A 24287-nucleotide genomic window follows, 5' to 3' on the forward strand; every position below is an offset into this window, starting at 1 on the left:
AAAGGGCTTGAGTTTCTTGTCTGATCTGTGTTTGGTCTTTTCGCTCAAAACCCTACATGTAGGGTTTTTTTAGCGCCGACCTACAAGATAATGCGTTTTGGGGGGCTTAGCAACGCACTACCTGTGGATAACGCTGTGGGTAAAATGTGTATGAAACGTGGAACACCCGTGTAGGCCGCATTACTGCTGGAGTCGGCCGTTTGTCACCGAATATTCCAAGGCAAAAACAGCCGGTTGGATTTTTGAGGGCGCGAACCCTATCACAAAAAATCGCGATCACCGAATGGATTTCCCGGCTTGTGTTTGGGGACTGGCCCATGGCTACAATCGGCCGCAACGGGCGGTGATGTGGTTCAGATCATGCCCTCCTTTTATGACAGACATTGAGGTCGCCCGTGGAGCAAGAAGCCTGGCAGGTATTGATAGTCGAGGACGACCAGCGGTTGGCCGAATTGACCCGTGATTACCTGGAGAGCAACGGCCTGCGGGTGTCGGTGGAAGGCGATGGCGCCTTGGCGGCGGCGCGCATCATCGCCGAGCAGCCGGACTTGGTGATCCTCGACCTGATGCTGCCCGGCGAAGACGGCTTGAGCATCTGCCGCACCGTACGCGAGCGCTATGACGGCGTGATCCTGATGCTTACCGCGCGCACCGACGACATGGACCAGGTGCTGGGCCTGGACATGGGCGCCGACGACTACGTGTGTAAGCCGGTGCGCCCGCGCTTGTTGCTGGCACGCATCCAGGCCCTGTTGCGACGCAGCGAGCCTGCGGAACCGGCAACAACAGAGAGCCCGCGCCGCCTGCGGTTCGGCCCCCTGGTGGTGGACAGCGCCTTGCGCGAGGCCTGGCTGAATAATGAAGGTATCGAACTGACCAGCGCCGAATTCGACCTGCTGTGGCTGTTGGTGGCGAACGCCGGGCGCATTTTGTCCCGCGAAGAAATCTTCATCGCCCTGCGCGGCATTGGCTATGACGGCCAGGATCGCTCCATCGATGTGCGCATTTCACGTATTCGCCCGAAAATCGGCGATGACCCGATCCACCCGCGCCTGATCAAGACCATCCGCAGCAAAGGCTACCTGTTCGTCCCCGAAGCCGCCGCCGACATGTCGCTGTGAACTCGATCTTCCTGCGCATCTACGGCGGCATGTGCGCGGCGCTGATCCTGGTGGCGCTGCTCGGGGTGCTGGCCCTGCACCTGCTCAACGAGGTGCGCAGCGGCCAGTACCGCGAGCGCCTGGCCCACGGCACCTTCGCGTTGATGGGCGATAACCTGCAACCCATGAGTACCATTGAGCGCCAGCGCGCCTTGGCGGTGTGGGAACGCCTGTTGGGCATTCCGCTGGAGTTGCGCCCGCTGGCCGAGGCGCAACTGGACCTGAGCCAGCGCACTCGCCTGCAACGCGGCCAGGTGCTGGTCGAGCAGACCGGGCCGCACGCCGCGCGGGTACTGCGCTTGGTCAGCGATCAGGAGCAGCTTGTTCTTACCGGTGAAGTGCAGCAGATCAGCGAACAGCTGGCGCGCGCTACCATTTATCTGCTGGCAGACGAACTGGTGCGCTTCCCCGTGGCCGAACAGCCGCAACGCCTGGCGGATATCAAAGAAGCCAAGGGCTTTGGCTTCGATATGCATTTGATGACCCTCGACCAGGCCGACATGGACGAAGACCAGCGCCGCCGCGTCTCGGAAGGCGATACGGTGATGGCCCTGGGCAAGGGCGGCGATTCGATCCGCGTGTTTGCCGGTATGGTCGGTACGCCGTGGGTGTTGGAGCTCGGGCCGCTGTATCAGATGAATCCTTACCCGCCGCAATGGCTGATCCTGATCGCCTTGATCGGCCTGACCCTGATCGGTTTGATCGTGTATCTGCTGGTGCGCCAGCTTGAGCGTCGACTGCGCGGCCTGGAAGCCGCCGCTACTCGCATTGCCAAGGGCAACCTGGAAGTGCGCGTGCCCGCCCGCGGTGCTGACTCGGTGGGGCGCCTGGCTGCGGCGTTCAATGGCATGGCCGAGCACTTGCAGCAGTTGCTGGCGATCCAGCGCGAGCTGGTGCGCGCGGTGTCCCACGAACTGCGCACGCCGGTGGCACGCTTGCGTTTCGGCCTGGAAATGGTCGGCGATGCCACCACTGCCGAGGCGCGGCGCAAATACCTGGAAGGTATGGACAGTGATATCCAGGACCTCGACGGCCTGGTCGACGAAATGCTCACCTACGCGCGCCTGGAGCAGGGTTCGCCGGAGCTGAATTTCCAGCGGGTCGACCTCAATGCGCTGCTTGATCAGGTGATCGGCGAATTATCGCCACTGCGTCCACAGGTCAACGTGGCACGGGGGATTTGCCTGTCTTCGGCGCACTGGGATGATGCCTGGGTGGATGCCGAGCCGCGTTACCTGCACCGTGCGCTGCAGAATCTGGTGAGCAATGCCATGCGCCATGCACAGGGCCAGGTGCTCATCAGCTATCAAGTGGGGCAGGTGCGCTGCCGCATCGATGTCGAAGACGACGGCCCCGGCGTGCCGGAGAGTGCCTGGGAGCGCATCTTCACGCCGTTCCTGCGCCTGGACGACAGCCGCACTCGCGCCTCCGGCGGGCATGGCCTGGGGCTGTCGATTGTGCGGCGGATTATCTACTGGCACGGCGGGCGGGCGTTGATCAGCAAGAGCAATAACTTGGGTGGGGCGTGCTTCAGTTTGAGTTGGCCGAGGGAGCAGGATAAGCCTTGAAATCGCCTTCGCTGAGGGGGCACATCGCAAATGTACGAGCCGGCCTGCCGGCGATAGCGGCCTATCAGGCGCTGACGGCCACCAGGCTCAACAGCTGTCCGTCATCCACCGCAAACTGCCCCACCAACTCCTTGCCATGGCACCACTCCGTCGACAGGTCCGTCAGCAACCGCAGCCTTATATAGCCGGCCTCAGTCCACTCCATCACCTGCGCATGCTCAAAATAGAAGCGCTTCTGCACAATCGGGTAGAGCGCCTTGAACAAACTCTCCTTGGCCGAAAACGTCAGCGTCACCAACAGGGCGTGCTGCTCGCGCGGGAGGGCGCCCATGCGCTGCAGTTCATCGGCGGTAAGAATTTCCCCCGCCAACCGTTCCGCCCGTTCCAGGTCCAGCACGTTCTCCAGGTCCATCCCCAGGCCACGCCATTGCGCCTTGTGCGCGACAATCGCAGCGGCATGCCCGGTACTGTGGGTGATGGAACCGCTGATGTGCGCAGGCCACACCGGTGCGCGGTCTTCACCGATCGCGGGGATGCAGTTGAGGTGATCGAGTTGTTGCAGCGCTGCGCGGGCACACAGCCGGCCGGCCAGGAACTCGGCTTGGCGCTTGGCCACCGAGCGCTGGATGCTGGCCGGTGGCGGTACGGCACTGCGCCGGAAGTCGTCTGCCGTTAATATGGCAGGGTCAAAGCGGGTGCTGAGAAACACCGCGCCCGGCAAGGGCTCAGGCAGGGGCCAGTGGGCGTCGAGTGGGGTGCAGCATGCGGGTAGGGAGTTCATGGGCGGTATTTTGCCGAGTTGATGGGCGTGAGGATAGCCCGCAGCGGTTCAGCCGCGGTTCAGAGCCTGTTCAGGAGGAGTTCAGGGGCGCCTGCGTAGCCTTGGGCATACACAGCCAAACGCGTAGAGGTAACACCATGACTGCGATCAAACAGCTGATGTTGGCGTTAAGCATGCTCAGTGCTACTGCCGGGGTGCAGGCCGCCGACGGTGCCTTTGCTGGATTCGGTGGTGAGAAGACCAAGAAATCCAGCACCTTGATCCAGCGTGTCAGTTTCGAAGAGTCTGGCAGCCAACCCGCGCCTTGGGGACAGTCCCTGGGCCTTGCAACCCCGCAGCCGGCCTATCGCGCCGGCTATGAACACCTGACCGCACAGTACAATGGCATTAAACTGCGCCCGCAAGACCTGCAGGGCCGCTATGATATCCCTCTGTCGGACAGTTGATTTGCCTTGGAGAGCCTTATGAAATTGCTGGTGGTGGAAGATGAGGCGTTGCTGCGTCATCACCTGTTGACCCGCCTGACCGACAGCGGGCATGTGGTCGAAGCCGTGGCCAATGCCGAAGAGGCCCTGTACCAGACCGGCCAGTTCAATCACGACCTGGCGATCATCGACCTGGGCCTGCCCGGCATGGGCGGCCTGGACCTGATCCGCCAATTGCGTACCCAGGCCAAGACCTTCCCGATCCTGATCCTCACCGCCCGCGGCAACTGGCAGGACAAGGTCGAAGGCCTGGCGGCCGGTGCCGACGACTACGTGGTCAAGCCGTTCCAGTTCGAAGAGCTGGAGGCTCGGATGAACGCCTTGCTGCGCCGCTCCAGCGGGTTTACCCAGTCGACTATCGTGGCCGGCCCCTTGCTGCTGGACCTCAACCGCAAGCAGGCGTCCCTCGATGAGCAGCCGCTGGCGCTGACGGCTTATGAATACCGCATCCTCGAGTACTTGATGCGTCATCACCAGCAAGTGGTCGCCAAGGACCGCTTGATGGAACAGCTCTACCCCGATGACGACGAGCGCGATCCGAATGTCATCGAAGTGCTGGTCGGCCGCCTGCGCCGCAAGCTGGAAGGCCCGGGCGGGTTCAAGCCGATCGACACCGTGCGTGGCCTGGGCTACCTGTTCAATGAGCGCTGCCGTTGATTCGCTCGCTACGCGTGCGCTTGATGCTGGCGGCCGCCACCCTGGCCGTGCTGTTCATGCTGGGCTTGTTGCCGGCCATGCAGGGCGCGTTCAGCCTGGCGTTGCAGGACTCCATCGAGCAGCGCCTGGCGTCGGACGTCACCACCCTGATCTCTGCCGCACGCGTGGAGAACAACCGCCTGCTGATGCCGGCGCAGTTGCCCGACGAACGCTTCAACCTCACCGATAGCCGCCTGCTCGGCTATATCTACGACCGTGAAGGCCACCTGGTGTGGCGTTCGCGGGCGACCAAGGAAGAAAACATCAACTACAAACCGCGCTACGACGGGCGCGGTAACGAATTTGCACGGATTCGCGAGGCCAACGGCCAGGAATTCTTCGTGTATGACGTCGAGGTCAGGCTGCTGGGCGGCAAGAGTGCGGCGTTCAGTATCGTCGCGCTGCAACCGGTGCGCGAATATCAGCTGACCCTCGAAGGCCTGCGCGAAAACCTCTACCTGGGCTTCGGCGCGGCCTTGCTGGTACTGCTGACCCTGCTATGGTTGGGCCTGACCTGGGGCCTGCAAGCGCTGCGGCGGCTGAGCCAGGAACTTGACCAGATCGAAGGCGGTACCCGCGAAAGCCTCTCCGAACAACACCCCCGCGAGTTGTTGCGCCTCACGGGCTCTCTAAACCGCTTGCTGCACAGTGAGCGTGAGCAACGTGCGCGCTACCGCGACTCCCTCGACGACCTGGCCCACAGCCTGAAAACCCCGCTGGCGGTGTTGCAAGGCGTGAGCGAAGACATGGCCCAGCGCCCGGAAGACCGTGACCAGGCCTGGGTACTGCAATCGCAGATCGAGCGCATGAGCCAGCAGATCAGCTACCAGTTGCAGCGCGCCAGCCTGCGTAAAAGCGGCCTGGTGCGTCATCAGGTGCGGCTGGAACCGGTGCTGCAGAGTCTGTGCGACACGCTGGACAAGGTCTACCGCGACAAAGGCGTTACGGTGTCTTTTGAGTTGCCGCAAGACTGCGACGTGCCGATCGAGAAGGGCGCTCTGCTGGAGTTGCTCGGCAACCTGCTGGAGAACGCCTACCGTCTGTGCCTGAGCGAGGTGCGCATCAGCCTGGTGGAAGGCCTGGAAGGCACCGAGTTGTGCATTGAGGATGATGGCCCTGGCGTGCCACCGGATCAGCGTGCGCGGATCCTGCAAAGGGGAGAGCGGCTGGACCGCCAGCATCCGGGGCAGGGGATTGGCCTCGCGGTGGTCAAGGACATCATCGAAAGTTACGGCGCGCGGCTGACCTTGGGGGATTCGCCGTTGGGCGGCGCCGCGTTCAAGATTCACTTTCCTGCCTTGTGATCTTTGTTGACGCCACTGGCCTCTTCGCGAGCAAGCCCGCTCCCACATTCGACCACGTTTATCCTGTAGGAATGCGGTCGAATGTGGGAGCGGGCTTGCTCGCGAAAGGGCCGGCAAAGGCAATACAGCTCTAACTCTCCTGCGCGCGATACGCTCCCGGCGTCAACCCTGTCCACTTCTTGAACGCCCGATGAAACGCCGACGGTTCCGAAAACCCGAGCTGTTCGGCGATCTCCTGCAATGACAAATCCGCCCGGCCCAAATGATAGATGGCGATGTCCCGCCGCAGCTCATCCTTGAGCGCCTGAAAGCTGGTGCCTTCTTCGCGCAAATGCCGGCGCAGGGTCTGTGGGCTGATATGCAGGTGCTGGGCGACGGCTTCCAGGTCCGGCCAGGGACTGCGGTCGCGGCTGAGCAAGCGGCGTAGCTGGCTGCTCAAACTGTCGCCTTCGTCCGGCCGCGACAGCAGATCGGCGGGGGAGCGCTCCAGGAAGTGCTTGAGCGTGCGCTCATCCTGCAACAGCGGCAGGCTCAGGTAGCGGGCGGGAAATACCAGGCTGCTGTTCGGTGCACCGAATACCTGGGCACAGGGAAACAGCAGGTCATATTCGCTGGCGTGAGCCGGCTGCGGGTAGCTGAAAGTGGCCTGGTGCAGCCGGATACGTTGGCCGATCAGCCAACTGCCCAGGCGATGCCAGATCACCAGCAGGCATTCACTCAGGAAGTGATCCGGGTCCCAAAGCTGCGAGTCGTCCAGGCTCAAACGGGCCATTTCGCCTTCGCGTGTCAGCTGCCAGCGCGGGCCTTGCGGGAATAGGCTATAAAATAATAAGCCGCGTTCCAGAGCCTTCTCCAGGGTGCGGCAGTGGATCAACGCGTGGCACATCATGGCGAAGGTCCCGCGTTTACTCGGGCCGTCGGCGAAGCCCAGGTATTCGTCGTCCAGCGCCAGCCAGAGCATTTGCAGCAACCGGGTAAATTGCTCCGGCGCGATGCGCGCGCGGGGTTCGGTCAACAGCTCTGGGGTGATACCCACCTGTTGCAACAGGCCCTTATAGTCGTAAGCGGCCCGACGCGCCCCGCCGAGGGCTGCCCGGGCGTAATGACTGGCGATGGTACGTTCACGCATGCGAAGGCCTCGTCCATGAAAGGGCGGATCGTAGCATCCCCGGACAGGGTCACAAGGCGGATATCCGCCAAATTGTAGGACGGGATTGGGTCGGTGGGCGGAAATCCGCCACTCGATCGGGGGCTTGGAAGAATGGCTGTAGAGCCCCAGGCCTGATGTCTAAAGGCCTTCAGGGATTTTGAGAGAAGTGGCACGGCGTTTGCGATAAGGACCACAGCGCAGGCCTGCAGCTATAGGTCTCGCAAACAACAAATCCCTCCAGTGCAGGAGGGTTCGCAATTCAAGTGTCGTGGGCAATGGCGGATATTTGCCACACGGGACGATTGAGGAACTTTGCAATGACGACTCGTCAGCCAATCTACAAATCCCTGTACTTCCAGGTGATCGTTGCAATCGTTATCGGTATTTTGCTCGGTCACTTCTACCCGCAGACCGGTGTGGCCCTCAAGCCACTGGGTGACGGGTTTATCAAACTGATCAAAATGGTCATCGCCCCGATCATCTTCTGCACCGTTGTCAGCGGCATCGCTGGCATGCAAAGCATGAAATCGGTCGGCAAGACCGGCGGCTATGCGCTGCTCTACTTCGAGATCGTTTCGACCATCGCGCTGCTGATCGGCCTGATCGTGGTAAACGTCGTGCAACCGGGCGCCGGCATGCACATCGACGTAGCGACCCTGGACGCCTCCAAAGTGGCGGCCTACGTCACTGCCGGTAAAGACCAGAGCATCGTCGGCTTTATCCTCAATGTGATCCCTAACACCATCGTCGGTGCCTTCGCCAACGGCGATATCCTGCAAGTGCTGATGTTCTCGGTGATCTTCGGTTTCGCCCTGCACCGCCTGGGTGCCTACGGCAAGCCGGTGCTGGACTTCATCGATCGCTTCGCCCACGTGATGTTCAACATCATCAACATGATCATGAAGCTCGCGCCAATCGGTGCCCTGGGTGCCATGGCGTTCACCATCGGCGCCTACGGTGTGGGTTCCCTGGTGCAGTTGGGCCAGCTGATGATCTGCTTCTACATCACCTGCATCCTGTTCGTGCTGGTGGTGCTGGGTGGTATCTGCCGCGCCCACGGTTTCAGCGTGATCAAATTGATCCGCTACATCCGTGAAGAGCTGCTGATCGTTCTGGGTACTTCGTCTTCCGAATCCGCACTGCCACGCATGCTGATCAAGATGGAGCGCCTGGGTGCCAAGAAGTCCGTAGTAGGCCTGGTGATCCCGACTGGCTACTCGTTCAACCTTGACGGTACTTCGATCTACCTGACCATGGCTGCCGTGTTCATCGCCCAGGCGACTGACACCCACATGGACATCACCCACCAGATCACCCTGCTGCTGGTGCTGCTGCTGTCCTCCAAAGGCGCTGCTGGCGTGACCGGTTCGGGCTTCATCGTGCTGGCGGCCACCCTGTCGGCCGTGGGCCACCTGCCGGTTGCCGGCCTGGCGCTGATCCTGGGTATCGACCGCTTCATGTCCGAAGCCCGTGCACTGACCAACCTTGTGGGCAACGCCGTTGCCACCATCGTTGTGGCCAAGTGGGTCAAGGAACTGGACACCGACAAGCTGCAAAGCGAGCTGGCGTCCGGCGGTACCGGTATCTCGGAAACCCGCGAGCTGGATGACCTGGGCGTGGCCGAAGGCCCTGCACCTGTCGTCAAGTAAACAGCTGATGGCGTGACCTGACGCCAACTGCTGCCCACAAACGCCCCGACTGGTTCGGGGCGTTTGCGTTTCCGGCCGGTCACTTTTGCCGTGTTTTGATTTAAATTAAGTGAGTACTTCATCAAAAGCCGACGAGGCCTTTTTCACTTCACAGCCTATTTAGGCGAACCGGGTCTTCGCGGATGAAATTTGCGCCGCGCGGCACGATCTACATGCGATCATCAAATGAGCATTTGCGCCGGGGCGCGTGCGGGAGGTTATGTGGACAGTGTTGATTTGAATGTCCTGCGCAGCGTGCTTGAATGGCGTCGCGCCGGGCAGCAAGTGGTGTTGTACAGCGTTGTTCAGACGTGGGGCAGTGCCCCGCGTCCACCGGGCGCCATGCTGGCGCTGAGAGGCGATGGGGTGGTGATCGGCTCTGTGTCGGGCGGTTGCATCGAGGACGACTTGATTGCACGCCTGCAGGATGGCCGGTTGCCTGCAGACGGGCCGCCGGTCCAGTTGGTGACCTACGGCGTGACCCGCGATGAAGCCGCGCGTTTTGGCCTGCCCTGTGGCGGCACCTTGCGCCTGACCGAAGAGCGTGTGCGCGATTGGGCGTGGGTGTCAGAGTTGCTGGCGCGGTGCGAAGACCATCAGATCGTCGCGCGTGAACTGGACCTGGCCAGTGGTGACGTCACCTTGACCAGCGCAAGCAAGACCGATGTGGTCACCTTCGACGGCGAACGCCTGCGCGCCATCTACGGCCCGCGCTGGCGCTTGCTGCTGATCGGCGCCGGGCAACTGTCACGCTATGTGGCAGAGATGGCGCGTTTGCTGGATTTCGAAGTATTGATCTGCGACCCGCGTGATGAGTTCGTCTACGGCTGGGAAGAGCAGCATGGCCGCTTTGTGCCGGGCATGCCCGATGAAGCCGTGCTCAACATCCAGACCGATGAGCGCACGGCCATTGTGTGCCTCACCCATGACCCGCGCCTGGATGATATGGCCTTGCTGACAGCGCTGAATTCATCGGCGTTCTATATCGGCGCACTGGGTTCGCGGGTCAATAGCCAGAAGCGCCGGGAAAACCTCGCCGCGCTGGGACTGTCCGCCGAGGCGATCGCACGCCTGCATGGGCCGATTGGCTTGCACATTGGCAGCCACACTCCGTCGGAGATCGCGTTGTCGCTGATGGCGGAAATTGTCGCGATCAAAAACGGTGTGGCGCCGATGCAGAAGAAGCCATTGCCGGTGGTGGCTGAGTGACTGTCACTGCAATTGTGCTCGCGGCGGGGCAGGGCAGTCGCTTTCGTGCCGTGGCGGGGGTAGACCAGGATAAGTTGTTGGCTGATTGTGTGGGCCTGGATGGCGTAACACGGCCGGTGATCGAGCAGGTGCTGATGAATCTGCCGGCTGCTGTGGTTGAGCGCTGGGTGGTGACTTCACCGGACCGGCTTGAAGTGATTCGCTTGGCAGAGGCCTACGGTTGCAAGGTCTTGCTGCTGCGCTCAGCAGGCATGGGTGACAGTATTGCGGCGGCGGTTGCAGCCAGTGCGGCGGCGGACGGCTGGCTGGTGGTGCTGGGAGATATGCCGTTTATCTGTTCGTCCAGCGTTGAGCGGGTGATCGATGGGCTGGAGGCAGGTGGCATCTGTGTGCCGGTGCAGGATGGGCAGTATGGGCACCCTGTGGCGTTTAGCCGGGCATCTGGGCCAGGGCTGATGGCGTTGAAAGGTGATCGTGGTGCCAGGCCGTTGTTTGCGCAGGCGAAGGTATGTGAAGTGTCTGTTGATGATCCGGGCGTGCTCTGGGATGTCGACCTGCCACAGTCTTTACATTACTCCCCACCCTAATTGTAGGCGCCGGCAAGCCGGCTCCTACGGTTGAATGTGTACCCGTAGTCAATAAAAAGCCCCGCCTGATCACTCAGGCGGGGCTTTTTAGTCGCTGCGCGAATCAGGCGAGAGGTTTGCTCTCGTGCTCTGCTTCCTGTGCTGCGGCAGCAGCTGCGGCGGCTTCGGCTTCCTTGCGACGACGACGCACTTCACGTGGGTCGTTCGGGGCACGGCCGTTTTCGGTCAGCGCGCTGACCGGTGCTGCTTCAACCACGGGGGCGGCAACTTCGGCAACCACCGGCGCTTCAACCACTGGCGCAGGTTCAACGACCGGAGCAGGCTCAACCACTGGGGCTGGCTCGGCAACCACGACTTCGGCAACCGGTGCTGGCGCTTCTTCTACCACAGGGGCAGGTTGTGGCGCTTCAACCGGCGCGGCAGGCTCGGCAGTCCATTGGAAGGCGGTCTGTTCTTCACGAACTTCGCGGACTTCACGTACTTCTGGCGCTGCTTCGACAACCGGTGCTTCAACCACCGCTTCAACCACTGGCTGAGGCTCAACCACTGGGGCGGGCTCAACCGCTGCCACTTCAACTTCTGGCTGGGCTTCTTGAACCGGGGCAACTTCCACTTCCGGAACAACCGGCGCTTCGATTGGGGTGGTGGCTTCGACAACAGGCGCTTCAACAACCGGCGATTCTACGACTGCAGTTTCAGCAACCGGCGCTTCAACAGCAGGTGCTTCAACGACTGGCGTCTCGGCGGCAGGTGTTTCCACTGTGACGGTTTCTTCAACAGCAGCGGTAGCGCGTTCAGCCTGCTCGTGTGCCTGGGCTTCAGCAGGTGCGCTGATGACCGAGCTGGCAACGGCAGCGGTAACGGCCAGGCCGGCAGCCAGTTCGGCGCCAGTCGGTTCGCCGGTAGCGGCTTCTGCGTTTTCGCCGGTCTCTTCCGAGCCTTCGATCACGTTGCCGTTGGCATCACGCTGACGCTCACGACGGTTGCTGCGACGACGCTGGCCACGGGAACGGCGGCGTGGACGATCGCCTTCGGCGCCTTCCTGACCGTCTTCCTGCAGTTGCTCTTCGCCGGTCAGTACTTCTTCTTCGCTGGCAGCAGCGTTCTCGGCACGCGGTTGACGCTCTTCACGCGGGGCGCGAGGTTGGCGTTCTTCACGTGGCGCACGCTCTTCACGCGGCTGGCGGGCCGGACGTTCTTCAGCAACAACGGCAGCGCCGGCAACGGCGGGTGCAGCGTCCAGTGGCTCGCGCAGTTCACGTACACGTTCTTCGCGCTCGCCACGTGGCTTGCGGTCTTCACGTGGAGCGCGCGGCGTACGTGGGGCGCGCTCTTCACGCGGTGCACGTTCTACGGTCGGGGTTTCTTCACGGGCTTCGCGGGGCGCACGCTCTTCACGCGGGGCGCGTTCTTCACGCGGCGCACGTTCTTCGCGCGGCTTGCGCTCTTCGTCGCGACGGCCATTGCGGTTACGGCTCTGCTGGCGACCGTTACGACGCTCTTCGTTGCGTGCTGGGCGCTCGGAGGCTGGTTTTTCAACCACAACCGGTGCGGCAGGCTCTTCCTTGGTGGCGAACAGGCTCACCAGCGACTTCACCAGGCCTTTGAACAGGCTTGGCTCAGGCAGGGCAGCCGGCGCGGCAACAGGGGCTGCAGCTTCGGTCGGAACCGGTGCGTTGGCGCGGGCCGGCGCAGTCTTCACGGCTGCTTCCTGGCGAACCAGGGTGCGGGTCGCGGCGGCTGGCTGGACTTCTTCCACTTCGGCGGCGGCAGCGGCGATTTCGTAGCTGGACTGGCCGCTGTGGGCTTCCGGGCTGTCATCACGCAGGCGCTGCACTTCGAAGTGCGGCGTTTCGAGGTGATCGTTCGGCAGGATGACGATACGGGCACGGGTGCGCAGTTCGATCTTGGTGATCGAGTTGCGTTTTTCGTTGAGCAGGAAAGCGGCAACCGGAATCGGCACTTGCGCGCGGACTTCGGCGGTGCGGTCTTTCAGGGCTTCTTCTTCGATCAGGCGCAGGATCGCCAGGGACAGCGATTCAACGTCACGGATGATGCCGGTGCCGTTGCAACGTGGGCAAACGATGCCGCTGCTCTCGCCCAGGGAAGGACGCAGACGCTGACGGGACATTTCCAGCAAGCCGAAGCGCGAGATACGGCCAACCTGCACGCGGGCACGGTCAGCTTCCAGGCATTCGCGGACTTTCTCTTCCACGGCGCGCTGGTTCTTGGCTGGGGTCATGTCGATGAAGTCGATCACGATCAGGCCGCCGATGTCACGCAGGCGCAATTGGCGGGCGATTTCTTCAGCCGCTTCCAGGTTGGTCTGCAGGGCGGTTTCTTCGATGTCGCTGCCTTTGGTCGCACGCGCCGAGTTGATGTCGATGGACACCAGGGCTTCGGTCGGGTCGATCACAATGGAGCCACCGGAAGGCAGTTCGACCACGCGCTGGAAAGCGGTCTCGATCTGGCTTTCGATCTGGAAGCGGTTGAACAGCGGAACGCTGTCTTCGTACAGCTTGATCTTGCTGGCGTACTGCGGCATCACCTGGCGGATGAAGGTCAGGGCTTCGTCCTGGGCTTCAACGCTGTCGATCAGCACTTCGCCGATGTCCTGGCGCAGGTAATCGCGGATGGCGCGGATGATCACGTTGCTTTCCTGGTAGATCAGGAACGGCGCGGAACGATCCAGGGAGGCTTCTTTGATGGCGGTCCACAGTTGCAGCAGGTAGTCGAGGTCCCACTGCATTTCTTCGCTGCTGCGGCCCAGGCCGGCAGTGCGAACGATCAGGCCCATGTCGGCCGGTGCGATCAGGCCGTTCAGCGCTTCACGCAGTTCGTTGCGCTCTTCGCCTTCGATGCGACGGGAAATACCGCCGGCACGTGGGTTGTTTGGCATCAGGACCAGGTAACGGCCAGCCAGGCTGATGAAAGTGGTCAGGGCGGCGCCCTTGTTGCCACGTTCTTCTTTTTCGACCTGGACGATGACTTCCTGGCCTTCGCTCAGGACGTCCTTGATGTTCACGCGGCCTTCGGGGGCTTTCTTGAAGTACTCGCGGGAGATTTCTTTGAGGGGCAGGAAGCCGTGGCGCTCGGAGCCGAAATCGACAAAGGCAGCCTCAAGGCTCGGTTCGATGCGAGTAATACGGCCTTTATAGATGTTGGCCTTCTTTTGCTCGCGTGCACCGGATTCGATGTCCAGGTCGTAGAGGCGTTGGCCATCTACCAGTGCAACACGCAACTCTTCGGGTTGAGTTGCGTTAATCAGCATTCTTTTCATGTTGTACCGTCGGTTTCCGGGCTGCCGGAAACGGCGTTCGGCACACACGACTTCTCACGGTCGGTGTCAGGTGCGTCAAGAGTGGTTGGCCACTCCAGTGTCCAGCAATAACGAGCCAATTGGGCCGGTATCGCGACGGACGCGTCCTGCTTGTTAGCGGTGGTGACAAAGGCACCACTTCAACAAAAGCTAAGGTCAGGAGGAGGAATCAACCGGCGACTGTGGACGAGATGAAGCGTCTAAATATAAGCCTAGTGCTACACGGTCCGACGGTTGTGCATCTCCACCCTACACGTATCCCTGATAATTCGGGTGCTGCCGCGCGCAGAATCCGCAGCGGGTTGGCATTTACCGTGTTCTCCAATGGGGAGTCCACGCTCATGGCTAAACAAGACTAGGTGTGGGCGATTGCGCTCTCACTCAGCTCTTAACAGGCGTTGTTTCCGAAGCATTCGCCATGGTCTGGCTCAAGACTGACTGCACTTTGTGAACTGGCCGTAAATATCGGCGCAAAACGCGAGTATTCACTCTGCTTTCTGCACTCGCTTCAGGCCTCATGTCACCTGCGCTTGTTACAATCTCGAGCCTTCCAGGGTGGCGAAAGCCCCGTAGGACGGCCTCGCGTCCTGATGAATTGCGATGGTCAGGGCCGGCAGTTTGCCGCATGTCCTCTGTCCAGGCCGCTTTTGGCGGCGTTCGCGACTATAGCAGCAATGATTAAGTGCTTCAATTCCATAAAAAATTGTTATCATCGCCGCCATGACGACTACCGCCCCCCAGACCCCCAGCGTCCAGCTGCTCGAGGTCTCGCCGGAATATGCCGGCCAACGCATCGACAATTTTCTCCTGGCCAGGCTCAAAGGCGTGCCCAAGACCTTGATTTACCGCATCTTGCGTAAAGGTGAAGTGCGGGTGAACAAGGGCCGGATCAAGCCTGAGTACAAGTTGCAGGCGGGCGATATCGTGCGCGTGCCGCCGGTTCGCGTGCCGGAACGTGATGAGCCCGTGCCATTGGCCCAAGGCTTGTTGCAGCGCCTGGAAGCCTCGATTGTCTTCGAAGACAACAAGCTGATCGTGATCAACAAGCCTTGTGGGATTGCGGTCCACGGTGGCAGCGGCTTGAATTTTGGCGTGATCGAAGCCTTTCGTCAGTTGCGTCCGGATGCCAAGGAGCTGGAGCTTGTCCATCGCCTGGACCGCGACACGTCTGGCCTGCTGATGATCGCCAAGAAACGCAGCATGTTGCGCCACTTGCACACCGCCCTGCGTGGCGATGGCGTGGACAAGCGCTACATGGCGCTGGTGCGCGGCAACTGGGCCAGCTCGATTAAGAGCGTCCGTGCGCCGTTGCAGAAGAGCAACCTGCGTTCCGGCGAGCGCATGGTGGAAGTGGACGAGGAGGGCAAAGAGGCCCTGACCCTGTTCAAGGTGCTGCGCCGTTTCGGTGACTTTGCCACCCTGGTCGAGGCCAAGCCGGTGACCGGCCGTACTCACCAGATCCGCGTGCACACCCTGCATGCGGGCCACTGCATCGCCGGAGACACCAAGTACGGCGACGAGGATTTTTCCAAGGAAATCCGCGATCTGGGCGGCAAGCGCCTGTTCCTCCACGCCTACATGCTCACGGTGCCGCTGCCCGATGGGGGCGAATTGAAGCTGCAGGCTCCGGTCGATGAGATGTGGGCCAAGACTGTGGAGCGTTTGAGTGTCGCACCTTGATTACAAACTGCTGATTTTCGATTGGGACGGCACTCTGGCCAACTCCATTGGCCGGATTGTCGAGTCGATGCATGCAGCGTCGACCCGCTCGGGCTACGCGCTGTGCACCGATCATGCGGTCAAGGGTATTATCGGCCTGGGCTTGCCTGAGGCCATTCGCACCTTGTACCCCGAGATCAGCGACGCTGAGCTGGTCGCTTTCCGGGATCATTACGCCGATCACTACATCGCGCTGGAGGCTACGCCTTCGCCGCTGTTCGACGGTGTGGTGCAGTCCCTGGATGCCTTTCGCGCCGAGGGTTATCACCTGGCGGTCGCCACCGGCAAGGCCCGTCGCGGCCTGGACCGAGTGCTCAAGGCGCATGGTTGGGAAGATTATTTCGATATCACCCGTGCCGCCGATGAAACTGCCAGCAAGCCTCACCCTCTGATGCTGGAGCAGATCCTGGACCATTGCGGTGTGTCGCCACGCCAGGCCTTGATGGTGGGCGATGCTTCCTTCGACCTGATGATGGCGCGCAATGCGGGCATGGACAGCGTGGCGGTCAGCTATGGCGCCCAGGCGGCCGAAGCCTTGCAACAATATGAGCCCAGGCTGACGATTGATCATTTTTCCGAATTGCAGGCCTGGCTCAGCCGGGCTCAATAAGTCTTTGCTGGGGTTGATGGCATGAGTGACGAGTGGAAAGCGCCCGAAAAGGCTGAAAGCAGTGATGACAAGAGCTGGAAGCTGCTGGAGAAAACCCTCCTGGCCAGTGTCCAGGAGCAGCGTCGTGCGCGGCGCTGGGGGATTTTCTTCAAGCTGCTGACCTTTATCTGGCTTATCGCCATGCTGGCGCTGTTCAGCCCGTTGATGGACATGGAAAAAAGCGCGACCCGTGGCGCCAACTACACCGCGCTGATCGAAGTGCGCGGGGTAATCGCCGACAAGGAATCCGCCAGTGCCGACAATATCGTCAGCAGCCTGCGTGCCGCGTTTGAGGACCCCAAGGTCAAGGGCGTGATCCTGCGCATCAACAGTCCGGGCGGCAGCCCTGTGCAGTCGGGTTATGTGTATGACGAGATTCGCCGTCTGCGTGGCCTGCACCCGGAGATCAAGCTGTACGCCGTCATCTCCGACCTGGGGGCTTCCGGCGCCTATTACATCGCCAGTGCCGCTGACCAGATCTACGCCGACAAAGCCAGCCTGGTGGGCTCCATCGGGGTGACGGCGGCCGGTTATGGGTTTGTCGGCACCATGGAGAAGCTGGGGGTGGAGCGTCGTACCTACACCTCGGGTGAGCACAAGGCTTTTCTCGACCCGTTCCAGCCGCAAAAGGCGGATGAAACCCAGTTCTGGCAGGGCGTGCTAGACACCACCCATCGCCAGTTCATCGCCAGCGTGAAACAAGGGCGTGGCGATCGCTTGAAGGATAAAGACCACCCGGAGCTGTTCTCCGGGCTGGTGTGGTCGGGCGAGCAGGCGTTGCCGCTGGGCTTGATCGACGGCCTGGGCAGTGCCAGTTCGGTCGCACGGGATGTGATTGGCGAGAAGGAGTTGGTGGATTTCACGGTGGAAGAATCGCCGTTTGATCGTTTCTCCAGGCGGCTCGGTGCCAGTGTGGCGGAGAAGCTGGCCTTTTACATGGGCTTCCAAGGCCCGTCCCTGCGCTGATCCAGCAGGCGCATCGATTCAAATGTGGGAGCGGGCTTGCCCGCGATAGCGGTTGGCCAGTCGACATCTATAGTGGCAGGACCACCGCTATCGCAGGCAAGCCTGCTCCCACAGTGGTTTGGTGGTGGGTTTAAGGGATCTGGACGCCTTCAGCCAGCAGCATGTCCACCAGTCGTATCAGCGGCAAGCCAACCAAGCTGGTCGCGTCCGGCCCTTCGGTGCTCTGGAACAGGCTCACACCCAAACCCTCAGCCTTGAAGCTCCCGGCGCAGTCATACGGCTGCTCGATCCGCAGATAGCGCTCAACACGCTCAACGTCCAGCTCGCGCATGTGCACGGTAAAAGGTACGCAATCGACCTGGCAGTGCCCCGTCTCGCTGTTCAGCAGTGCCAGCCCGGTGAGGAAGCTGACGCGCTTACCGCTGGCTGCCAGCAATTGTTCGCGGGCGTTCTCGAAGGTGTGGGGCTTGCCGATGATCCGGCCGTCGAGCGCGGCCACCTGGTCGGAGCCAATGATCAAATGCCCGGGATGACTGGCGGCCAGGGCGCGGGCTTTCTGTTCGGCCAGGCGCTTGACCAGTTCAATGGCTGATTCATTTTCGCGGTGGCTCTCGTCGATATCCGGCGAGCTGCAGATGAACGGCAGGTGCAGGCGGCTCAGCAATTCCCGGCGATAAACCGAGCTGGATGCAAGTAATAAAGGCAGCATGGGCGTCTCCTCAGGGCAGCGGGGGATTCTAGCGGGGCGACCGGCTGACGCACAGGGCTGAATTTCCTTTGACATGGCTGGGTGCATCCCTATAATGCTGCGCCTATGTTGAATGACCCGATTCCACCTCACGTTGACCCGCGCAAATTGGCTGATCGTGGCACCTCCCTTCAAGGTGAGTTGCTGCTGGCCGATTTGGAGAGACTCTGCGACCCGCTTTCCGACACTGTCGGTACGGTGCAGGCCAAATTCGTTTTTGAACGAGATGAACGTAAATCTGTGGTCATTCACAGCTTTATCGACACCGAAGTCAAAATGGTTTGCCAGCGTTGTCTTGAGCTGGTCACCCTGCCGATCCACAGCGAGTGCAGTTATGCTGTGGTGAAGGAGGGTGCGAATACCCAGTCGTTGCCGAAAGGTTATGACGTGCTGGAACTGGGCGAAGATCCTTTGGATCTGCATGCACTGATCGAGGAGGAGCTTTTGCTCGCCTTGCCCATTGTGCCTGCTCATCATCCGGAAGAATGCCAGCAGCCGGCGGGCCTCGATGACGAGCCCGAACCGAGCGAGGACGAGGTAACGCGGTCCAACCCGTTCAGTGTATTGGCGCAGTTAAAGCGTGACCCAAACGTTTAGGAGTTAATCAATTATGGCTGTTCAGCAGAACAAAAAATCCCGCTCCGCCCGTGACATGCGCCGTTCGCACGACGCTCTCGAGGCTAGCACCCTGTCCGTAGAAAAGACCACCGGTGAAGTTCACCTGCGTCACCACGTATCGCCAGAAGGCGTATACCGTGGCCGTAAAGTGATCGACAAGGGCGCTGACGAGTAATCACTTGTCTGCTCTAGTCATCGCGATAGACGCAATGGGCGGGGACTTCGGTCCCCGCAGCATTGTTCAGGCCTGCATTGCCAGCCTGTCTGCAACACCCTCGCTGCACCTGACCCTTGTCGGTCAACCCTCCTTACTTGAAGAACTGATTGCCAGCCATCCGGCGGTGGATCGCGCGCGCCTGACGATTACGCCAGCCAGCGAAACCATCACCATGGATGAAAAGCCAGCGGCAGCCTTGCGTGGCAAGCCTGATTCTTCGATGCGGGTAGCCCTGGAGCTGCTGCGTGATGGCAAGGTGCAAGCCTGTGTCAGTGCCGGCAATACCGGGGCCTTGATGGCGTTGTCGCGGTTTGTGCTCAAGACGCTGCCCGGCATTGACCGGCCCGCGATGGTGGCGGCGATTCCGACGCAGAAGGGCTACTGCCAGTTGCTGGACTTGGGCGCAAACGTCGATTGCAGCGCCGAGCATCTGCTGCAGTTCGCCGTAATGGGCTCGGTGGCCGCCGAGGCGCTTGGCGTGGCGCGTCCGCGCGTTGCCTTGCTGAATATCGGCACCGAAGACATCAAGGGTAACCAGCAGGTCAAGCTCGCCGCCACGTTGCTGCAAGGTGCGCGCGGCTTGAACTACATCGGCTTTGTCGAGGGTGACGGGTTGTATCGCGGTGAGGCGGACGTGGTGGTGTGCGACGGATTTGTCGGCAATATCCTGCTCAAATCCAGCGAAGGCCTGGCGACCATGATCGCCACGCGTATCGAAGCACTGTTCAAGCAGAGCCTGGCCTCGCGCTTGGTTGGCGCGCTGGCGCTGCCGTTGATGCGCCGCCTGCAGGCTGACCTGGCCCCGGCGCGGCATAATGGCGCGAGTTTCCTGGGGTTGCAGGGCATTGTGGTGAAAAGCCATGGATCGGCCGGCGTGGAAGGCTTTCAAAGCGCGATTGCGCGGGCCCTGATCGAGATCCAGGAAAACCTGCCGCAACGCTTGCATGGCCGTCTAGAGGACCTGTTGCCTTAGGCGAATCGGCCCGGGAGTGCTTAAATGTGACCGGCCAGTTCAATTGACCATCCAATCTGTCAGTTTCGTGCGCTCCCACCGTAGGAGTGCGTATTTTTGACGACCAGATCATTAGGGGCTTGTTACATGTCTACATCCCTCGCATTCGTCTTTCCAGGGCAGGGTTCGCAGTCCCTCGGCATGTTGGCCGAGCTGGGCGCGCAGTACCCGCTGATCCTGGACACCTTTAAAGAGGCTTCCGACGCCCTCGGTTACGACCTGTGGGCACTGACCCAGCAAGGGCCGGAAGAGCAACTCAATCAAACCGATAAAACCCAGCCGGCCATCCTGACCGCTTCGATCGCCTTGTGGCGCTTGTGGCTGGCGGAAGGTGGCGCGCGTCCGGCATTCGTGGCCGGTCACAGCCTGGGCGAATACAGCGCCCTGGTGGCGGCGGGCAGCCTGACCCTCGGTGAAGCGGTCAAGCTGGTCGAGCGTCGTGGCCAACTGATGCAAGAAGCCGTTCCGGCCGGGCAGGGCGGCATGGCCGCGATCCTGGGCCTGGACGATGCCGTCGTGATCGAAGCCTGTGCCGAAGCGGCCCAGGGTGAAGTCGTCAGCGCAGTAAACTTCAACTCCCCTGGCCAGGTGGTGATTGCGGGTGCCAAGGCTGCCGTTGAGCGTGCGATCGAAGGCTGCAAGGCCCGTGGCGCCAAGCGCGCCTTGCCGTTGCCGGTGAGCGTGCCATCGCACTGCGAGCTGATGCGTCCGGCTGCCGAGCGCTTTGCCGAGTCCATCGCCGCCATCAACTGGCAGGCGCCGCAGATCCCGCTGGTGCAGAACGTCAGCGCAGCCGTGGCCGCCGACCTCGACACCCTCAAGCGCGACCTGCTGGAGCAGCTCTACAAGCCCGTACGCTGGGTTGAGTCGGTCCAGACCCTGGCGGCCAATGGCGCCACCGAGCTGGTCGAGTGCGGCCCGGGCAAAGTCCTGGCCGGCCTCAACAAACGTTGCGCCGACGGTGTGTCGACCGCCAACCTCAATACCCCGGATGCCTTCGCTGCCGCTCGCGCGGCACTGGCCTGATTTCCGCACTTAGGAGAAGCCTGCATGAGTCTGCAAGGTAAAGTTGCACTGGTTACCGGCGCTAGCCGTGGCATTGGCCAGGCGATCGCCCTGGAACTGGGCCGTCAGGGCGCTGTTGTGATCGGCACTGCCACTTCCGCTTCGGGCGCCGAGCGTATCGCCGCGACCCTGAAGGAAAACGGCGTGCAAGGCACCGGCCTTGAGCTGAACGTGACCAGCGATGAGTCCGTGGCTGCCGTACTGGCTGAGATCACCGCACAGTTCGGCGCGCCGGCGATTCTGGTGAATAACGCCGGTATCACCCGCGATAACCTGATGATGCGCATGAAAGACGACGAGTGGTACGACGTGGTCGACACCAACTTGAACAGTCTGTTTCGCCTGTCCAAGGGCGTTTTGCGTGGCATGACCAAGGCGCGTTGGGGCCGAATTATCAATATTGGCTCCGTAGTGGGTGCCATGGGCAACGCAGGCCAAGTAAACTACGCCTCCGCCAAGGCCGGTCTGGAAGGTTTCAGCCGTGCATTGGCACGTGAAGTCGGCTCGCGGTCGATTACGGTCAACTCGGTGGCCCCAGGGTTCATCGACACCGATATGACCCGCGAACTGCCGGAAGCGCAGCGTGAAGCGTTGCTGACGCAGATTCCGCTGGGCCGTCTGGGTCAGGCTCAAGAGATCGCGAATGTGGTCACTTTCCTGGCATCCGACGGTGCGGCATACGTGACTGGGGCTACAATCCCGGTGAACGGCGGGATGTACATGAGTTAAATTGTGACGGATCGCTTCAAAAAAATGTCATACGAGCTGTCTAAAATCCGTTATAAAGCTGCAACTTAATTTATAGGCAGGTGGCCGACCGGGTACAGGGTGAAGCTTTCAGTTGAAAAGCTGAAAAGGCTTTCTATACACTTACCCACTGGCCAGCTGCCTGAATTTGTCCATTAGGAGTTAAACAAGGTATGAGCACCATCGAAGAGCGCGTCAAGAAAATCGTCGCCGAGCAACTGGGCGTTAAAGAAGAAGAAGTGGTCAACACTGCTTCCTTCGTAGAAGACCTGGGTGCCGATTCCCTTGACACCGTTGAGCTGGTGATGGCTCTGGAAGAGGAATTCGAGACCGAAATCCCGGACGAAGAAGCTGAAAAAATCACTACTGTTCAAGCTGCTATCGACTACGTTACTAGCCACCAGGCGTAATAGTTTGTAGTCGTCGCTTGCTGTCAGGGAAAAACCGCACTGCTGTAACGGCGTGCGGTTTTTTCTTTAGCCCTGATGAAAAGTACGCGCTGAAGCAAAAGTGTCGTCATTAGAAAAAGGAGAGTGCTGTGTCGCGTAGACGCGTCGTAGTCACCGGTATGGGTATGTTGTCGCCACTGGGCACGGATGTGCCAAGCAGTTGGCAGGGCATTCTGGCTGGCCACAGTGGTATTGGTCTGATCGAACACACGGACCTTTCTGCCTATTCCACCCGTTTTGGCGGCTCGGTAAAGGGTTTCAACGTCGAGGAATATCTCTCGGTAAAAGAATCCCGCAAACTCGACCTGTTCATTCAATACGGCCTGGCAGCCGGTTTTCAGGCAGTGCGTAACGCCGGCCTGGAAGTCACCGACGCCAACCGTGATCGCATCGGCGTGGCCATGGGTTCAGGTATTGGCGGTTTGACCAATATCGAAGAAACCAGCCGCACCTTGCACGATTCCGGCCCTCGTCGAATTTCACCGTTCTTCGTACCGGGCTCGATCATCAATATGATTTCCGGTTTCCTGTCCATCCACCTGGGCGCACAGGGGCCTAACTACGCCATCGCCACGGCGTGCACCACGGGCACGCACTGCATCGGCATGGCCGCGCGTAACATTGCCTATGACGAAGCCGACGTGATGATCGCCGGCGGCGCCGAAATGGCCGCCTGTGGCCTGGGCATGGGCGGCTTCGGCGCGTCCCGTGCGCTGTCGACGCGCAATGACGAACCGACCCGTGCCAGCCGTCCGTGGGACAAGGGCCGTGACGGCTTCGTGCTGTCCGACGGTGCCGGCGCCCTGGTGCTGGAAGAGTTGGAGCACGCCAAGGCGCGCGGCGCCACCATCTATGCCGAGCTGATCGGCTTTGGCATGAGTGGCGACGCCTACCACATGACCTCGCCACCGTCCGACGGTGCCGGCGCTGCGCGTTGCATCACCAACGCCCTGCGCGATGCCAAGGTCAATGCGGACCAGGTGCAGTACATCAACGCCCATGGCACGTCGACCCCGACGGGCGACTTGGCGGAAGCCGAAGCCATCAAGTCGGTGTTCGGCGAGCATGCCTACAAGCTGGCGGTCAGCTCCACCAAGTCCATGACCGGCCACTTGTTGGGTGCGGCAGGCGCGGTCGAAGCGATCTTCAGCGTCATGGCCATCAAGGACCAGGTCGCTCCGCCGACCATCAACCTGGATGAGCCGGACGAAGGCTGCGACCTGAACTTCGTGCCTCACGAAGCGCAACCCATGCCGATCGACGTGGTGATCTCCAACTCGTTCGGTTTTGGCGGCACCAACGGTTCCCTGGTGTTCCGCCGGTTCGCCGAGTGATGCACAGCTGGGTCGACGGTCAGCCAGCGGACAGCGTGCCCCTGAAAGATCGCGGCCTGGCGTATGGCGATGGACTGTTCGAGACCATCGCGGTCAAGGCCGGGCAGCCCTTGCTGCTCGACCGTCACCTGCACCGGCTCGATGAGGGGTGCAGGCGCCTTGCCTTGGTTGCGGATCATGCATTGATCCGCAGCGAAGTGCTGGCCTATGCCGCCGCCTTGGGTGACGGTGTTGTCAAATTGATCCTGACCCGTGGCGACAGCCTGCGCGGTTACGGCATCAACCCTGGCGCACCCGTGCGCCGCATCTTGCAGGGCAGTCCGCCCGCGACCTATCCCCACGCCCATGGAATGGACGGCATCCGCCTGTTTCCATGTGCCACGCGCCTGGCCGAGCAGCCATTGCTGGCCGGTCTCAAGCACCTCAATCGCCTGGAGCAGGTGATCGCCCGCGCCGAATGGCAGGATACCGAGCATGCCGAAGGCTTGATGCTGGACATGTCCGGTCGTGTCATCGAAGGGGTATTCAGCAATGTTTTCCTGGTGCGCAACGGCTTGTTACTAACCGCTGATCTGACCCGTTGTGGGGTTGCCGGGGTCATGCGCGCCGAGATTCTGGCCCAGGCACAGACCCTGGGCATCCCGGTGGCCGTGGCCGACATCGATCTTGAGCAACTGCAGCAAGCCGATGAAGTCTTTGTGTGCAACAGCGTTTATGGCATTTGGCCGGTGCGCGGGTACGCTGCGATGAGCTGGTCGGCTGGGCCGCTCACCCGTAAACTGCAGGGCATTGTTCGCGCGCTATTGGAAATTTGAG

General features: G+C 61.2%; 23 protein-coding genes. 19 read left to right on the forward strand and 4 right to left on the reverse strand.

The window, feature by feature from the left end; genetic code table 11:
* The first annotated feature begins 395 nt into the window (after nucleotides 1-395).
* Nucleotides 396-1121 (forward strand): response regulator, encoded by a 726-nt coding sequence (locus tag CWC48_RS17805; RefSeq protein ID WP_099493661.1) that lies wholly within the window; start codon nucleotides 396-398, stop codon nucleotides 1119-1121.
* Nucleotides 1118-2728 carry an ATP-binding protein gene (locus CWC48_RS17810; RefSeq protein ID WP_078049864.1) on the forward strand — a complete coding sequence of 537 codons (1611 nt, stop codon included), beginning with the start codon at nucleotides 1118-1120 and terminating at the stop codon, nucleotides 2726-2728. Before CWC48_RS17805 ends, CWC48_RS17810 begins: the two co-directional genes overlap by 4 nt.
* A 64-nt stretch (nucleotides 2729-2792) precedes the next feature.
* Here CWC48_RS17810 and CWC48_RS17815 read toward each other — a convergent pair whose 3' ends face one another.
* Nucleotides 2793-3509 carry a 4'-phosphopantetheinyl transferase gene (locus CWC48_RS17815; protein ID WP_100492297.1) on the reverse strand — a complete coding sequence of 239 codons (717 nt, stop codon included), beginning with the start codon at nucleotides 3507-3509 and terminating at the stop codon, nucleotides 2793-2795.
* A 137-nt stretch (nucleotides 3510-3646) separates the two neighbouring features.
* Between CWC48_RS17815 and CWC48_RS17820 the strand changes: the two genes are divergently transcribed.
* From CWC48_RS17820 to CWC48_RS17830, 3 genes are read left to right on the forward strand one after another with little or no spacing between them, the layout of a single operon-like run.
* Nucleotides 3647-3955, forward strand: a complete 309-nt coding sequence (locus CWC48_RS17820; RefSeq protein ID WP_078049862.1) for a hypothetical protein — start codon at nucleotides 3647-3649, stop codon at nucleotides 3953-3955.
* Between the two features lie 18 nt (nucleotides 3956-3973).
* Nucleotides 3974-4651, forward strand: a complete 678-nt coding sequence (locus tag CWC48_RS17825; protein ID WP_015885446.1) for a response regulator transcription factor — start codon at nucleotides 3974-3976, stop codon at nucleotides 4649-4651.
* The gene (locus tag CWC48_RS17830; protein ID WP_078049861.1) at nucleotides 4648-5994 is read left to right on the forward strand and encodes an ATP-binding protein; all 1347 of its coding nucleotides are present in this window, start codon (nucleotides 4648-4650) and stop codon (nucleotides 5992-5994) included. Before CWC48_RS17825 ends, CWC48_RS17830 begins: the two co-directional genes overlap by 4 nt.
* A 130-nt stretch (nucleotides 5995-6124) precedes the next feature.
* On the opposite strand, the gene CWC48_RS17835 is transcribed toward CWC48_RS17830, so the two are convergent.
* Nucleotides 6125-7123, reverse strand: coding sequence for an AraC family transcriptional regulator (locus CWC48_RS17835; RefSeq protein WP_100492298.1), 999 nt, complete (start codon nucleotides 7121-7123; stop codon nucleotides 6125-6127).
* 338 nt (nucleotides 7124-7461) lie between these two features.
* On the opposite strand from CWC48_RS17835, the gene CWC48_RS17840 reads away from it, so the two are divergent.
* From CWC48_RS17840 to CWC48_RS17850, 3 genes are all read left to right on the forward strand, one after another.
* Entirely contained in the window at nucleotides 7462-8793 is a 1332-nt protein-coding gene (locus CWC48_RS17840; RefSeq protein WP_028617588.1) for a dicarboxylate/amino acid:cation symporter, read from the forward strand.
* Between the two features lie 261 nt (nucleotides 8794-9054).
* Nucleotides 9055-10041, forward strand: a complete 987-nt coding sequence (locus tag CWC48_RS17845; protein ID WP_078049859.1) for an XdhC family protein — start codon at nucleotides 9055-9057, stop codon at nucleotides 10039-10041.
* A complete protein-coding gene (locus tag CWC48_RS17850) occupies nucleotides 10038-10628 on the forward strand; it encodes an NTP transferase domain-containing protein (protein ID WP_100492299.1) in 591 nt (196 codons plus the stop codon). The genes CWC48_RS17845 and CWC48_RS17850 overlap by 4 nt, the downstream gene beginning before the upstream one ends.
* A gap of 103 nt (nucleotides 10629-10731) precedes the next feature.
* Here the strand turns inward: CWC48_RS17850 and rne are convergent, their stop codons facing one another.
* Nucleotides 10732-13899 (reverse strand): ribonuclease E, encoded by a 3168-nt coding sequence (rne, locus tag CWC48_RS17855; protein ID WP_177409496.1) that lies wholly within the window; start codon nucleotides 13897-13899, stop codon nucleotides 10732-10734.
* Between the two features lie 768 nt (nucleotides 13900-14667).
* Between rne and rluC the strand changes: the two genes are divergently transcribed.
* Genes rluC through CWC48_RS17875 form a run of 3 tightly spaced genes read left to right on the forward strand, consistent with a single transcriptional unit; the run spans nucleotide 14668 to nucleotide 17281 of the window.
* Nucleotides 14668-15627: a 23S rRNA pseudouridine(955/2504/2580) synthase RluC gene (gene rluC, locus CWC48_RS17865; protein ID WP_028617584.1), complete on the forward strand. Its 960-nt coding sequence runs from the start codon at nucleotides 14668-14670 to the stop codon at nucleotides 15625-15627.
* Nucleotides 15614-16276: an HAD-IA family hydrolase gene (locus CWC48_RS17870; RefSeq protein ID WP_100492300.1), complete on the forward strand. Its 663-nt coding sequence runs from the start codon at nucleotides 15614-15616 to the stop codon at nucleotides 16274-16276. Before rluC ends, CWC48_RS17870 begins: the two co-directional genes overlap by 14 nt.
* 21 nt (nucleotides 16277-16297) lie before the next feature.
* Entirely contained in the window at nucleotides 16298-17281 is a 984-nt protein-coding gene (locus tag CWC48_RS17875) for a S49 family peptidase (protein ID WP_100492301.1), read from the forward strand.
* A gap of 130 nt (nucleotides 17282-17411) precedes the next feature.
* Here CWC48_RS17875 and CWC48_RS17880 read toward each other — a convergent pair whose 3' ends face one another.
* Entirely contained in the window at nucleotides 17412-17990 is a 579-nt protein-coding gene (locus CWC48_RS17880; protein WP_078049854.1) for a nucleoside triphosphate pyrophosphatase, read from the reverse strand.
* Between the two features lie 105 nt (nucleotides 17991-18095).
* Between CWC48_RS17880 and CWC48_RS17885 the strand changes: the two genes are divergently transcribed.
* From CWC48_RS17885 to pabC, 8 genes are all read left to right on the forward strand, one after another.
* Nucleotides 18096-18626, forward strand: coding sequence for a YceD family protein (locus CWC48_RS17885; protein ID WP_010566563.1), 531 nt, complete (start codon nucleotides 18096-18098; stop codon nucleotides 18624-18626).
* Nucleotides 18627-18639: 13 nt separating this feature from the next.
* On the forward strand, nucleotides 18640-18822 hold the full coding sequence (gene rpmF / locus CWC48_RS17890; protein WP_003179396.1) for a 50S ribosomal protein L32: 183 nt from the start codon (nucleotides 18640-18642) through the stop codon (nucleotides 18820-18822).
* 4 nt (nucleotides 18823-18826) lie between these two features.
* Nucleotides 18827-19837: a phosphate acyltransferase PlsX gene (plsX, locus tag CWC48_RS17895; protein ID WP_099493653.1), complete on the forward strand. Its 1011-nt coding sequence runs from the start codon at nucleotides 18827-18829 to the stop codon at nucleotides 19835-19837.
* A 126-nt stretch (nucleotides 19838-19963) separates the two neighbouring features.
* The gene (fabD, locus tag CWC48_RS17900) at nucleotides 19964-20902 is read left to right on the forward strand and encodes an ACP S-malonyltransferase (RefSeq protein ID WP_021491483.1); all 939 of its coding nucleotides are present in this window, start codon (nucleotides 19964-19966) and stop codon (nucleotides 20900-20902) included.
* 24 nt (nucleotides 20903-20926) lie between these two features.
* Nucleotides 20927-21670 carry a 3-oxoacyl-ACP reductase FabG gene (fabG, locus tag CWC48_RS17905; protein ID WP_005790544.1) on the forward strand — a complete coding sequence of 248 codons (744 nt, stop codon included), beginning with the start codon at nucleotides 20927-20929 and terminating at the stop codon, nucleotides 21668-21670.
* 191 nt (nucleotides 21671-21861) lie between these two features.
* A complete protein-coding gene (acpP, locus tag CWC48_RS17910) occupies nucleotides 21862-22098 on the forward strand; it encodes an acyl carrier protein (protein ID WP_003175607.1) in 237 nt (78 codons plus the stop codon).
* A 128-nt stretch (nucleotides 22099-22226) separates the two neighbouring features.
* Nucleotides 22227-23471 carry a beta-ketoacyl-ACP synthase II gene (gene fabF / locus CWC48_RS17915; RefSeq protein WP_068935423.1) on the forward strand — a complete coding sequence of 415 codons (1245 nt, stop codon included), beginning with the start codon at nucleotides 22227-22229 and terminating at the stop codon, nucleotides 23469-23471.
* On the forward strand, nucleotides 23471-24286 hold the full coding sequence (gene pabC / locus CWC48_RS17920) for an aminodeoxychorismate lyase (protein WP_100492302.1): 816 nt from the start codon (nucleotides 23471-23473) through the stop codon (nucleotides 24284-24286). Before fabF ends, pabC begins: the two co-directional genes overlap by 1 nt.
* The last annotated feature ends 1 nt before the right edge of the window (nucleotide 24287 follow it).

This window comes from Pseudomonas sp. S10E 269, assembly GCF_002798465.1.
In the GTDB taxonomy this organism is placed as follows: domain Bacteria; phylum Pseudomonadota; class Gammaproteobacteria; order Pseudomonadales; family Pseudomonadaceae; genus Aquipseudomonas; species Aquipseudomonas pergaminensis.